Source organism: Dyella sp. 01N448, assembly GCF_056399225.1.
Window position 1 is genome coordinate 174989 of record NZ_JBFTQX010000001.1, and the last position, 12842, is coordinate 187830.

Here is a 12842-nt window from a genome sequence, read left to right on the forward strand (position 1 = left end):
CGGCGGCGTCTCTCCAGTCATCGCTTACAATGCCCCCATGAAAATCGCCTCATGGAACGTGAACTCGCTGAAGGTGCGCATTCCGCACCTCACGCAGTGGCTGGCCGATGCGCAACCGGATGTGGTCGCGCTGCAGGAAACCAAACTGGAGGACCACAAGTTCCCGGTGGATGAATTGGCCGCGGCCGGTTACCGCGCGGTGTTTTCCGGCCAGAAGACTTACAACGGCGTGGCCTTGTTGGCGAAGGCCGACCTCAAGGGCGACTTTGAGGACGTGGTCACCGATATCCCGAACCTCGACGACCCGCAGCGGCGCATTCTTGCGGCCACCATCGGCGGCGTGCGCGTGGTGGATCTGTACGTGGTCAACGGCAAGGCCGTGGGCGATGAAAAATACGCCTACAAGCTCGACTGGCTGGCCAAGATGCGCGAGTTCCTGGCGCGGGAAATCGAACGTCACCCGAACCTGGTGGTGCTGGGCGATTTCAATATCGCGCCGGACGATCGCGACGTGTACGACCCGGTCGCCTGGGGCGAAGACATCCTGTGTTCGCCGCCCGAGCGCGAGGCGCTCAAGCGCATCACCGAACTGGGCCTGCACGACAGCTTCCGCTTGTTCGAGCCGGCCGGTGAACACTTCAGTTGGTGGGACTACCGTCAGGCAGCCTTCCGGCGCAACATGGGCCTGCGCATCGACCTGATCCTGATCGGCGACGCCCTCAAATCCGCGGCAAAAACGGCCACCATCGACCGCACGCCGCGAACCTGGGAACGCCCCTCCGATCACACGCCGGTAACGGTTGAGCTGGATATCTGAAGTAACACAGCATCACAAACAGGCAACGGATGAATACACCCAAGACCGAGTGGCCCAGTTCGCTAGGCGACGACGAACTCGACGAGCTGGACCAATACCTGCGCGGCCATGTCGGCGAGGACGACCTGCTGCTCGATGGCGTGCATGGCCTGCTCTCCGCGCTGGCGGTGGGCCCGACGCTGGTATTGCCCGAAGAGTGGCTGCCCGAAGTACTGCACGAACCCTTCACCGACGAAAACGAAGGCAATCGCGTGCTGGCGCTGCTGGCCAAGCTCAACGATTCGATCACCGCCGAACTCGAGGTCGAAGCCTATGAGCCCATCCTCGGTGAAGTGGATACCGAAACCGGCCCGGTGCTTTCCGCTGCCGGCTGGTGCGAGGGTTTCAGCCGCGGCATCGACCTGCGCGCGGGGCTATGGGAAAAGCGCCTGGCGGACGATCCGCAGCTGATGGAAATGCTCGGTCCGGTGATGGCGCTGGCGGTGGACGAGGGCATCCTCAACGCCGACGCGGAATTCGAAAAGCTCAGCGACGATGAATACGACGAGTGCCTGTCGCAGGTGCCCGCCGTGCTCGGTGCGGTGAATCATTACTGGAACGAGCATCCGGTGAGCGAGGCGGAAGTCGAAGCCGCCGTGCGCCCGGTCGAGGAAAAGGAACCGTCGTCGGTGCCGCCGCGTCAGCGCAGCGGGCATTGGGTGCATTGAGCGAGGGGCTGGCCCCTCGCCGCTCTCGAAGGAAACAATCCGTTCCACCCACGCGTCTTGGGCTTGAGCCGCCGCAGCGCCATCATGTTGGCAGTCCACTTTCTGGAGACAGCCATGACTGAGCGCAGCATTGTTCGCCGCATCCGCGGCATCGACACCTCCGACGGCGCGGGTGTGAAGCTCAAGCGCGTCATCGGCCAGCCCGGCCTGGACATGCTCGACCCGTTCCTGTTGCTGGACGAGTTTCGTTCCGACCAGGCGGGCGATTACATCGCCGGTTTTCCCGAGCATCCGCATCGCGGCTTTGAAACCGTGACCTATATGCTCGCCGGGCACATGAAGCACCACGACAACCACGGCAACAGCGGCGATCTGGTGCCGGGCAGCGTGCAGTGGATGACCGCCGGCCGCGGCATCCTGCATTCGGAAATGCCCGAGCAGGAAGATGGCCTGATGTGGGGTTTCCAGCTGTGGGTGAACCTGCCCGCGAAGGACAAGCTGATCGCGCCGCGCTACCAGGACATCGGACCGGAGCGCATCCCGGTCGCGCGCCCGGCGGAAGGCGTCGAAGTGAAAGTGATCGCCGGTGAGTTTGGCGGCGTGACCGGCCCGGTGGCGGAAATCGTTACGCAGCCGATCTATCTGGATATCGCCGTGCAGCCCGGTGCGTCGGTGACCATACCGCTGCCCGAAGGCCACGCCGGCTTTGCCTATGTGTTCGATGGCAAGGACGCCGACGTTGCCGGCCAGCCACTCGCCCGCAGCGAATTGGCAGTGTTGTCGCGCGATGGCGAACTGCGCATCGCCGGTCGCGATACGGCGGCACGCGTCCTGCTGGTGGCGGGCCATCCGCTCAATGAAGCGGTGACCCGCTACGGGCCGTTCGTGATGAATACGCCCGAGGAAATCCATCAGGCCATCGCCGACTTTCGCGCCGGGAAGTTCTGACGAGCTGGCGTTTCCCAAAGACCTCGCCCAACAGCCACCCCGGTACGCCGGGGTGGCTTTTTTTCTGGGCGCAAGCGGCGAGCGAGCCGGCGTCCCATAGCCGACCCTAAAGCCCGCGTGTCGGCCGCCGTTAACGATTTGTAAGGGAAATCCTGACCTCGCTCAGCCGGTTGGCAAGATCAATGCATGTCCACGGTGCCTGCCAGCAAGTTCTCAAAATCAGCAACTTAGCTCGAAAGTTGGGTTGTAAGCGGGCGCAGGAATGTCGTTAAATAAGGATTAATCTAAACGGGTGCAAGTAGCTGTACTATCAACTTACAGTTCTTGCGAAGAAAACACACATAACTCGCTGTATTTTATTATGAATGCCCTGATTACACTCGTTGTCCTGGCCTTGATCGCGACTTTCGTCGCCGCGATCAAGCGCGTGCCGGCCGACCAGGTGCATAGCCTCTACCGACGAGGCAAGCCGTACCGCCTGCTGCAGCCAGGTACCCATATGTCACTCCCGCTGATCGACCGCGTGGAGCACCGCATCGACCTCAGCGGCCAGGTGCTGCGTTTCGAAGAGCTGCTGGCCGACGCCCACGACGTGCGTGGCACGGTGTACTGGCAGGTGCTGGAGCCGGAACGGGCCGACGCAGTGATCGATCATGCCGACCAGCTGATCCGTGGCGGCGCCCTGGCGGCGCTGCGCGACGAGCCGGAGGCGTTCAGCGCCGATCGCCGCGACCTGGGCTCGCGCCTCAAGCAGAGCATGAACGGCGCCCTGCGCGAGCGCGGCATGATGGTCACGCGGGTGGAGCTGGAATTCGCCTGATCCGGTGTGCTGCCGGACAGGCCTGGCGAAGGTGGCCTCAGAGCACCCGCCACAGGGGAGACCCTTGAAGCCCGCTACGGCGGGCTTTTCTTTGTCCTTCGTTTCCCCTCCTGTGGGAGCGCACCCTGTGCGCGACAAGCCACGCTTGGGTGTACCGCTCCGTGGGTTTGTCGCGCACAGGGTGCGCTCCCACAACTGGCGTCCCGTCGTACACACCCGGATACTTGCGTGCCCCGTTCCTGCAAGGCCCTTCCATGACCTCTCGCCAAGTCCTGCAAACCCGGCTGGAAAGCGGCATCGCCGCGCTTGGCGTGAGCTTGCCGGCGGGCGCCGTGGAGCGTCTGCTCGATTACCAGGCCCTGCTGGCGCGCTGGAATGCCACCTACAACCTCACCGCCATCCGCGATCCGCTGGAGATGGTCAGTCGCCATCTGGTCGATTCGCTGGCGATCCTGCCCTATGTGCAGGGCCAGACGCTGGCCGATCTGGGCACCGGCCCCGGCCTGCCCGGCATTCCGCTGGCGATCGCGCGCCCGGAGCTGCAGGTGCTGCTGGTGGATTCCAACGGCAAGAAGGTCCGCTTCCTGCGCGAGGCCATTCGCTCACTGAAGCTTGAGAACGTGCGTGCGGTGCAATCGCGCGTGGAAGAAGTGGAAGGCCAGTTCGATTGCATCACCGCCCGCGCCTTCGCCAGCCTGGAGGACATGCTGGCCTGGGGTGGTCACCTTTTGACCAAGGACGGCATCTGGCTTGCCATGAAGGGCAGGCATCCGGATGAGGAACTGCCTGGCGTACCCGCTGGTTTCGAGGTTCGCGCCATCCATACGCTCGCCGTGCCTGATGTGGGTGGCGAGCGGCACCTTGTGGTACTAGGCCGCACCGCTGGCTGAGCAGGCTGCTAATCTAGCCCCCTTTTCACTCGTTCACGGTATCGACGACACCATGGCCCGCATCATCGCTGTCGCCAACCAGAAAGGTGGTGTCGGCAAGACCACCACCGCCGTCAATCTCGCCGCCGCGCTGGCTGCCGCCAAGCGCAAGGTGCTCTTGGTCGATCTCGATCCGCAGGGCAACGCGACCATGGCGTCGGGCGTGGACAAGCGCGTGGCCAAGCCCAACGGCTGCGAGGTGCTGCTGGACGAGGCGCCGATCGAGCAGGCCATCGTCAAGACCGAAGCGCATTACGACCTGCTGCCCGGCAACGGCGACCTCACCGCCGCCGAGCTGAAGCTGATGGACGCGATTGCGCGCGAAAGCCGCCTCAAGGACGCGCTGTCGAAGATCGCCGATCGCTACGACATCGTGCTGATCGACTGCCCGCCCTCGCTGCACCTGCTGACGCTCAATGCGCTGACGGCAGCGACGGGTCTGTTGATTCCAGTGCAGTGCGAATACTTCGCGCTGGAAGGTCTATCCAGCCTGCTCGATACGGTGAAGGCCGTGCGCCAACGCCTCAATCCCGCGCTGGAAATCGAAGGCCTGCTGCGCACCATGTACGACGTGCGCAACAACCTCGGCAACGAAGTGTCAGCGCAGCTGACCACGCATTTCGGCGACAAGGTGCTGCGCTCGATCATTCCGCGCAACGTGCGCCTGGCCGAGGCGCCCAGCCATGGCCAGCCGATCCATCTGTATGACCGCAGCTCGCGCGGCGCCATTGCCTATATCGGCCTGGCCGGCGAGATGATCCGCCGCGATCGCAACCAGCAGGCGGCAGCGCTCGATCACGCCAACGACGTGGTCACGCCGACGCTGCACGAGAGTGACGAGACGCTCGACGACATCGTCGACATCCATCAGGAGTAAGCATGTCCGCTGCGAAAAAACGAGGCCTGGGACGCGGGCTCGATGTGCTGCTCGGCGGCAATGACGAACCCGGCAAGCCCTCGGTGCTTGAGCAGGAAGGCGAATTGCGCCACCTGCCGATCCAGCAGATCCAGCCCGGCAAGTACCAGCCGCGTCGCCATTGGAACGACGAGGCGCTGGACGAACTGGCGGCCTCGATTCGCGCGCAGGGACTGATCCAGCCGGTGGTGGTTCGCGCCATCGGCAAGAACCAGTACGAGCTGATCGCCGGCGAACGCCGCTGGCGTGCCGCGCAGCGCGCGCAGCTGTCGGAACTGCCGGCGCTGGTGAAGGACGTGCCGGAAGTGGCCGTGCCGGCCATGGCTCTGATCGAAAACATCCAGCGCCAGGACCTCACGCCGCTCGAAGAAGCCGACGCGCTCAAGCGCCTGATCGACGACTTCGCGCTCACCCACCAGCAAGCTGCCGATGCCGTCGGTCGCTCGCGTGCATCCGTTTCCAACTTGCTGCGCATGACTGAGCTGCCAGCCTCCATCAAGCGCCTGCTCGATGAAGGCAAGCTGGAAATGGGCCACGCCCGCTGCCTGATCACCCTGCCCGAAAGCATGGCCGAAGGTCTCGCCCTGGAAGCCTCCCGCCACGGCTGGAGCGTGCGCGAGCTGGAAGAAGCCGCGCGTCGCGCGCAGACGGCGCCCAAGGGCAAGGCCAAGCACACGCCGTCGCGCGATCCGAATGTCGACGCGCTGGAACGCGAACTGGGCGAGCGCTTTGCCACTCGCGTGGAGTTGGCGCAGGGGCGCGGAGGCAAGGGCAAGTTGGTGATCCACTATCACAGCAACGATGAGCTGGATGGGATTCTGGGGAAGATTCGCTGAGGCGAATGGCTTCGTCTTTCTGCTCGTCATCGAGCCCGTCGCGTCATGCGAGGACCCGGGCGCCAAGAGCCACAAAACGCCCGGCCTAGCCGGGCGTCCTTTTTTGTAGGAGCGCACTTGTGCGCGACCAGCCGACGGAGCGTTAGCGCTGCGGTCTCGCACAAGTGCGCTCCTACAAGGGGATGCACGCCGGTGGGGGCGGTCAGAGTTGCCGGCCCGCTCTTTGTGGGAGCGCACCCTGTGCGCGACAAGCCGACGGAGCGGTACACCCAAGCGCGGCAGTCGCGCACAGGGTGCGCTCCCACAGACAAGCCGGCACGGCGGCGGAGGCTCCGCCTTAAGTGCGGCGATCAGCATTCATCCGAGGCTCGGTCGAGTGCCGGAAGGCCCCCGAGCCGCCCCGCCGCCTGACGCCAGCCCCTCCACCCACTAGAATAGCCCCCTGGCGCCCCTGCGCCCCCTGTTAAAGACCAAGGCCCTCCCCATGCCACAGCTGTCCGTCGTCGTGCCGGTGTTCAACGAGCGCGACAATATTCCGCCGCTGCTCGCCGAAATCGCCGCTGCCCTGCGCGGCAAGGTGGACTTCGAGGTCGTCTATGTGGACGACGATTCCAGCGACGACAGCGTGGCCGTGCTGGCGGCGGAGAAGGCGAAGTATCCGGAGTTGCGCATCGTGCGCCACCTCACCCGCAGCGGTCAGAGCACGGCGGTGTGGAATGGCGTGCGCGCGGCGCGTTCGCCGTGGATCGCCACCCTGGACGGTGATGGCCAGAACGATCCGGCCGATATTCCCAAGCTGCTCGCCCAGCGCGAACAGAGTGGCCCGGACGTGCGCCTGTTTGCTGGTTGGCGCACCACGCGCCGGGACAGCTTCAACAAGCGCATCTCGTCCAAGATCGCCAACGCGGTGCGTTCGCGCATGCTGCGCGATTCGACGCCCGACACCGGTTGCGGCCTGAAGCTGTTCGACCGCGACGTGTTCATGCGCCTGCCCTACTTCGACCACATGCACCGCTATCTGCCGGCGCTGGTGAAGCGTGCGGGCTTCCAGAGCACCAGCGTGCCGGTGGGTCATCGCCCGCGCACGGCGGGTACCTCCAAGTACGGCATGCTCGATCGCCTGTGGGTAGGCATCGCCGACCTGCGTGGCGTGGCCTGGCTGATGCGCCGTGGCAAGGTCACCCAGGTCGAAGAGATCTGAGTTAGCGACTGACTTACCTGTGTGTGGGAGCGCACCCTGTGCGCGACAGGCCCACATGTTGGACTGCGCTGCCGATGATCGCGGTGCCATCCGGCACCGCGTTCGCGCACAGGGTGCGCTCCCACAACGCGTTCTTCATCGGCGTATGCTGATGATTCGTGCTTCGGGAGGCCGCCCGTCCATGAGTATCACCGTCAAGCGCATCTATGAGGCGCCCGCCAAGAGCGATGGCTATCGCGTGCTGGTGGACCGCGTATGGCCGCGTGGCATGAAGAAGGAAGACGCCGCGCTCGATGCCTGGAGCAAGGAGCTGGCGCCATCCACCGCCCTGCGCAAATGGTTTGGCCACGATCCCGCGCGCTGGGAAGGTTTCCGCCACCGCTACGCTACCGAACTCGATGCCGCGGCCGAGCATTGGCGCCCTCTGCTGACCCAGGCATCGCGTCACCGCATCACGCTCTTGTTCGGTGCGCGCGACGAGGAGCACAACAACGCGGTGGCGCTGAAGTGCTATCTCGATGCGCTGTTAAAGGCCAACGGCCAGCATTGAACGCTCAGGAGCGGCCGGTAAACACGCCGGTGCGTGTCGGCTGCCAGTTCGCCAATGCCAGACGGGCCTGTTTGCGGCCCATCTCGATCAATTCGCCGGCGCGGTAGAACTCGTACACCGTGGCCACATTGCGCGGCATGCGGATCAACAGATCAGGCTCGTACGCCGCCAGGCGCAGGCGCGACAGATTGGCCTGCATCAGGTCCATCGATTGCATGAGCAGTTCCAGCATGCCCGGTTCGCGCGCCTTCTCGGCGCCATGCGGCATGAGCTTGCCGATGAACTCGCCGATGCGCGACCGATAGCCGTCGTTGCTCGCCGTGGGTGTCGCGCGCACCTCGTCCGGGGTGCCGGCATCGGGCGGGCCGTCCATGCTCACGGCGAACAGATAGTCCGCCGGATCGCGGATCAGCGGCGTCACCGGTACGGGATTGAGCAGACCGCCGTCGATCAGGCGCCGCTCGGACAAGGTATGCGGACGAAAAATGGTCGGAATGGCGATGGACGCACGGATCGCATCAAACAGCGGGCCGCGGGTGAGCCAGACTTCGCGTTCGCGGTCCAGGTCGGTGGCGACGGCGGTGAAGGCGATCGGCAGATCTTCAATGGCGACGTCGCCGATCAGCCCACGCATGGTCTCGATGATGCGCTCGCCCTTGATCAGGCCACCGCCCGACAGCGTCCAGTCGACCAGCTTGAGCACATCCATCTTGGCCAGCGAACAGACCCAGTCGCGGTAGACGCCCAGTTTGCCGGTGGCGTAGATGCCGCCGATCAGCGCGCCCATCGAGGTGCCGGCAATCGCGACGATTTGATAGCCCTGCGCTTCGATCTCCTCGATGGCGCCGATATGCGCCAGACCTTTCGCGCCTCCGGAACCAAGTGCGAGCGCGACGGTCGGTTTTCTGGTGACGTTGGCTTCGGCAGGAAGCGTCGAGGGATCGGCGATATCAGTGGCGCTCATGGCTCAGACGACAAAAAGTGAGTGGAGAGGAGTGCGTGGCGAGAGGCTGCGTCCACGCGCGTGCTCGCATCACCCTCGTCTTGGCCCACTTATCTCACTGATAGCCGCCCAGTGCCAGCTGCAGCTGGATCTTCATTTCCTCGCGCAGCGACAAGGGCGCCACCACTTCCGCATCCGGACCGTACTTGAGTACGTCCATCAGCAATTCCTTGGAATTGGAATACGGCACCTGCAGCTCATAGCGGCCGTCGGACAGCCACTCGCCCTTCTGCTGCGAATGCCAGTGTTCGTCGGCCACCCAGCGTGCGGCGTGCTGCGAGAAACGCAGCGTGGCCCAGGCCTTGGGCTTGCCGGCAAAGATGCCGTAGCTGGAGGCCAGCGCGTCGTTGAGTTCCTGCTCGACCACGTCGCGCGCGGGATCTTCGAGCGATTGCGGCTCGGCAATGCGATCCACGGCGAAACTGCGCAGCGCTTCGCGGTCGTGATCCCATACATCGAGATACCAGTTGTCGCGATAGTGCGTCAGGCGTTGCGGCGACACGCGGCGATGACTGTCCGCATTGGTCGTGCGCGCGCGATAGCGGAAACGCAGCTGCTTGCGTTCGAGCACGGCGCCGGCGACCACGCGGAACACCTGCTGGTCGAGCTTGCGTTCGCCCCAGGCGATGACGCGGATGCGTTCGATCGGCAGCGTCTTGCCGGTGCCCTGGTCGGACAGCAGGTGTTCGATGCGCGCCTTGAACGGCGCGAGTGCGCCGGCAAGCACGCCCGGTCCGCTGCGACCAATCAGTTCGTTGAGCGCAAGCAAGGCGGCGAGTTCATCCGAGGTCAGCCACAGCCCCGGCAACTCGAATCGTTCGCCTTCGCCCACCGCATAGCGAAACGCGGCGTGCTCGCCGCCTGCGCTTTCGATGGGCGCACCCAACGCGTCGCGCAGAAACGCCACGTCGCGATACAGCGTGGCACGCGAGCACTCCAGCTCGTCCATCAGACGAGGAAGAGGCACGGGATAGTGCGCCGACTTCAGCAATCGGTGCAGGGTGAGAATGCGCTCGTAACGATCCATGAAATGATTTTCGACGGCTGCCTCCGCGTAGCATGCGCACCGTTGGCGGAACCCGCAAGTCCACCAGATGGTGGGATTCAGCAAGACCACGCCACGGTCACGCGCACGTGATCCCCCCTTCACGTACAAAAGACACCACGCTCATGAAGCCGCGCCACCAAGCTCAGCCATACGCTGTCGTCAGCAGCCGCACCGTCCCCGCACGGGCGCGACCACGCCCCTTGGCCGCCACCTTGTTGCACGTCAGCGGCTATGACGGCTTTGGGCTTTGGATGGTGCTTGGACTCGCGCTGGCGGTGGGTGTGTATCCCGATGGTCGTGGCGACGTGCTGGTGCCGGTGGCGCTGGGTGCATCGCTGGTAGCCATGGGTTTGCTCGCGGCCTGCCTGCATTCGCGCTGGATGACGCACTGGCATGGATGGGTCATCGTCAGGGGCTCACGGCCCACGCGCGACGCCCTGGTGGCACTCGCCTGCGGCTTGCCGGTGCTGGCGGTGGCAGGGCTGGCGCGTGGTGACAACGCGTTCTGGGCAACGCGTTTGTCGGGCGCGGCGATGGCGTTGTGCTGCTTCGCCAGCATCATCGTGGCGGCGTATGCGGATGCCCAGCGGCAGGCGCCCGGCATGGATCCGCAACTGGCCACGCAGTTGCCGCTCAGTCGGGTGGTGTCGGCCACTTATGGCGGGGGGCTGTGGCTGTGGCTTTGCACGGCTGGCCAAAACACCGATGAGACCATTTTGCACCCGCTGTCGTGGATCATCGGCTTGCTGGCGCTCGCGCTGCTGCGCGGCCTGGTGGAGAGCCTGCGCTGGCAGGCGACGCTGCGGCGGGTGGCGGCGCCGCGCGGTCGGCTGGAATTGCAGCCCAAGCGTTATCTGGCGGCGCTGCTGGTGTATGCGGTGCCGTGCGTGGCCTTGTTGCTGATGAGCTTCGAAGACGGCTGGCTCGCCCTGGCCGCCGTGGCGGCCGTGAGTTGCACGGTAGGCATGGCGACCGAGCTAAGTTTGTATGATGAAGCCCTGGCAGCCTTGCCAGACGGCCCCTGAGGGGCTCGTCGCGCGTCAGCGCTGAACAAAACCTCCCCCGGTTCACAGGCAGTTCAATCCGCCCCGTTAAGGTGGCGGCCTGCCAATTTTTAACGAAAAAGGAACAATCTCAGATGAAAAGCACCCTGATGGCGGGCGCCCTGCTCGCAGCGCTGGCCAGTTTTGGCGCTCAAGCCGACGACGCGTCATCCAATCCGGCCAACAACGGCGGGTGGACGGGTTCGGGCGAATTCGGTTTCGCGTCCTCCTATGGCAACTCCCGCTCGGAAAACATCAACGCCAAGCTCGGCGTGAGCCAGGAAAACGACATGTGGAAGAACAACTTCTTCCTCAATGGGCTGCGTTCCAAGGGCGAGGTCGAGGTGCAGGACCAGCAAGGCAACACCGTCGACCGCCTCACCACCACGGCCAATCGCTACGACAGCGGCGCCTCGGTGGGCTACAAGCTCGATCCGCGCAGCTACATCGTGACGGCCGCGCGTTATGAGCACGACGATTTCGGCGCCAACCTGTGGCAGGGCATCGTCTCGGTCGGCTACGGCTATATCGCGCTGAAGACGGAGCGCACCGAGCTGTCGTTCGAAGCCGGCCCCGGTTACAAGCGCTATCGCCCTGCCGACGTCGACCAGGCGGTGACCCAGCCCGATGGCACCACCGAAACGGTACGCGTGCGCCAGAACACCGTGAGCGAAGCGGTCGGCCGCGGTCTGGTCAACTACAAGTACCGCCTCACCGACAACACCGCATTCGAAGACACCCTGCTGATCGAAGCGGGCTCGGACAACAAGTACTACCAGAACGATATCGGCCTGTCGGTCAGCATGACCAAGAAGGTGGCGCTCAAGCTCGGCTATCAGCTGCGCTACAACAGCGATGTGCAGCCCGGCACGCAGAGCACCGATTCGCTGGTGACGACCAATCTGCTCTACAACTTCTAAGCGCTCGCGCTTTGCCCAAGCCGCCCTGGCTGGCCGTCGACGACGGGTCCGCGGGGCGGCTTTTTCTTTGGACTCAGTGGCCGAGCAAGGAGGCCGCGCCTTGCGCGAACAGCGCTTCAGCGACCTGCTTGCCCAGCGCCTCGGCCTGATCGCCTTCCGCTTCGGCTTGGGCCTGCAGCAGGCGACCGCTGCTCACGTCGCCCACCATGCCGCGCAGATGCAGGCCGCGCTCGGTCACCGTGCACCACGCACCCACCGGCACCGTGCAGCTGCCGCCCAGGGCCTGGTTCATGGCCCGCTCGGCGGTGACGGCCAGGCGGGTCTGGGCATCGTCCAATGCCGCCAGCAAGGCAAGCACCTCGGGCTGATCGGAGCGTGCCTCGATCGCGATGGCGGCTTGTCCCGGCGCAGGCAGCCAGTCAGGAGCGGCGAGACGCCCGCGGATGCGCGAGGCCAGGCCCAGGCGCTCCAGCCCGGCGCAGGCCAGCAGGATCGCCTCGTAGTGGCCTGCGTCGAGCTTGGACAGGCGCGTGCCTACGTTGCCGCGCAGGTCGAGCAGGGTCAGGTCCGGGCGCACGGCGCGCAGCTGCGCCTGGCGGCGTAGCGAGGAAGTACCCACGCGGGCGCCCAGCGGCAGCGCGGCCAGATTGGCGTAGTCATTGCTCACGAAGGCATCGGCGGCGTCGGCGCGCGGCAGGATGGCCGGCAGCGTAAAGCCTGCTTCCAGCTCGGAGGGCACGTCCTTCAACGAGTGCACTGCCAGGTCGGCGCGGCCTTCCAGCATGGCCACTTCCAGTTCCTTGAGGAACAGTCCCTTGCCGCCGATCGTGGCCAGGGGCTGATCGAGGATCTCGTCACCTCGCGTCGACAACGGCACCAGGTCGACGAACAGCCCCGGATGGATCAGACGCAGCTCCGCCGCGACGTGTTCAGCCTGCCAGAGGGCGAGTGCGCTCTTGCGGGTGGCGATGCGCAGCGTGGTTGGCGTCATGGTGATCTCGGTGGGGGCGTCGCACGAGGCGTCGTCGGGGGCCCCATTGTCGCGTAATTATTGCCGCGGCTGCATTAGGTAGCCGGTCGCACTAGCAGCTATCCTGCGCCCGG

General features: G+C 65.0%; 14 protein-coding genes. 11 read left to right on the plus strand and 3 right to left on the minus strand.

Features of this window, described 5'->3' with window-relative positions; genetic code table 11:
• The first annotated feature begins 37 nt into the window (after positions 1–37).
• The 9 genes from xth (at position 38) to AC1DKY_RS00805 (ending at position 7724) form a co-directional block, all read left to right on the plus strand.
• Entirely contained in the window at positions 38–817 is a 780-nt protein-coding gene (gene xth, locus AC1DKY_RS00765) for an exodeoxyribonuclease III (RefSeq protein ID WP_441601844.1), read from the plus strand.
• Between the two features lie 29 nt (positions 818–846).
• Complete coding sequence (locus AC1DKY_RS00770; protein WP_441601845.1) at positions 847–1524, plus strand: YecA/YgfB family protein; 678 nt, start codon at positions 847–849, stop codon at positions 1522–1524.
• Positions 1525–1638: 114 nt separating this feature from the next.
• Positions 1639–2472: a pirin family protein gene (locus tag AC1DKY_RS00775; RefSeq protein WP_441601846.1), complete on the plus strand. Its 834-nt coding sequence runs from the start codon at positions 1639–1641 to the stop codon at positions 2470–2472.
• A gap of 361 nt (positions 2473–2833) precedes the next feature.
• Entirely contained in the window at positions 2834–3292 is a 459-nt protein-coding gene (locus tag AC1DKY_RS00780) for an SPFH domain-containing protein (protein ID WP_441601847.1), read from the plus strand.
• 254 nt (positions 3293–3546) lie between these two features.
• Complete coding sequence (rsmG, locus tag AC1DKY_RS00785; RefSeq protein ID WP_441601848.1) at positions 3547–4182, plus strand: 16S rRNA (guanine(527)-N(7))-methyltransferase RsmG; 636 nt, start codon at positions 3547–3549, stop codon at positions 4180–4182.
• Between the two features lie 52 nt (positions 4183–4234).
• Positions 4235–5098 carry a ParA family protein gene (locus AC1DKY_RS00790; RefSeq protein ID WP_441601849.1) on the plus strand — a complete coding sequence of 288 codons (864 nt, stop codon included), beginning with the start codon at positions 4235–4237 and terminating at the stop codon, positions 5096–5098.
• 2 nt (positions 5099–5100) lie between these two features.
• Positions 5101–5973: a ParB/RepB/Spo0J family partition protein gene (locus AC1DKY_RS00795; protein ID WP_441601850.1), complete on the plus strand. Its 873-nt coding sequence runs from the start codon at positions 5101–5103 to the stop codon at positions 5971–5973.
• 484 nt (positions 5974–6457) lie between these two features.
• On the plus strand, positions 6458–7174 hold the full coding sequence (locus tag AC1DKY_RS00800) for a glycosyltransferase (RefSeq protein WP_441601851.1): 717 nt from the start codon (positions 6458–6460) through the stop codon (positions 7172–7174).
• Positions 7175–7355: 181 nt separating this feature from the next.
• Entirely contained in the window at positions 7356–7724 is a 369-nt protein-coding gene (locus AC1DKY_RS00805) for a DUF488 domain-containing protein (protein WP_441611151.1), read from the plus strand.
• A 4-nt stretch (positions 7725–7728) separates the two neighbouring features.
• Here the strand turns inward: AC1DKY_RS00805 and AC1DKY_RS00810 are convergent, their stop codons facing one another.
• On the minus strand, positions 7729–8688 hold the full coding sequence (locus AC1DKY_RS00810; RefSeq protein WP_441601853.1) for a patatin-like phospholipase family protein: 960 nt from the start codon (positions 8686–8688) through the stop codon (positions 7729–7731).
• A gap of 94 nt (positions 8689–8782) precedes the next feature.
• Positions 8783–9754: a helix-turn-helix transcriptional regulator gene (locus tag AC1DKY_RS00815; protein WP_121883216.1), complete on the minus strand. Its 972-nt coding sequence runs from the start codon at positions 9752–9754 to the stop codon at positions 8783–8785.
• Between the two features lie 221 nt (positions 9755–9975).
• On the opposite strand from AC1DKY_RS00815, the gene AC1DKY_RS00820 reads away from it, so the two are divergent.
• Both AC1DKY_RS00820 and AC1DKY_RS00825 read left to right on the plus strand, forming a co-directional pair.
• Complete coding sequence (locus AC1DKY_RS00820; protein WP_441601854.1) at positions 9976–10800, plus strand: hypothetical protein; 825 nt, start codon at positions 9976–9978, stop codon at positions 10798–10800.
• A 113-nt stretch (positions 10801–10913) separates the two neighbouring features.
• Complete coding sequence (locus AC1DKY_RS00825; RefSeq protein ID WP_441601855.1) at positions 10914–11738, plus strand: DUF481 domain-containing protein; 825 nt, start codon at positions 10914–10916, stop codon at positions 11736–11738.
• Positions 11739–11811: 73 nt separating this feature from the next.
• Here the strand turns inward: AC1DKY_RS00825 and hemC are convergent, their stop codons facing one another.
• Positions 11812–12729, minus strand: a complete 918-nt coding sequence (gene hemC / locus AC1DKY_RS00830; protein WP_441601856.1) for a hydroxymethylbilane synthase — start codon at positions 12727–12729, stop codon at positions 11812–11814.
• Between the last annotated feature and the right edge of the window lie 113 nt (positions 12730–12842).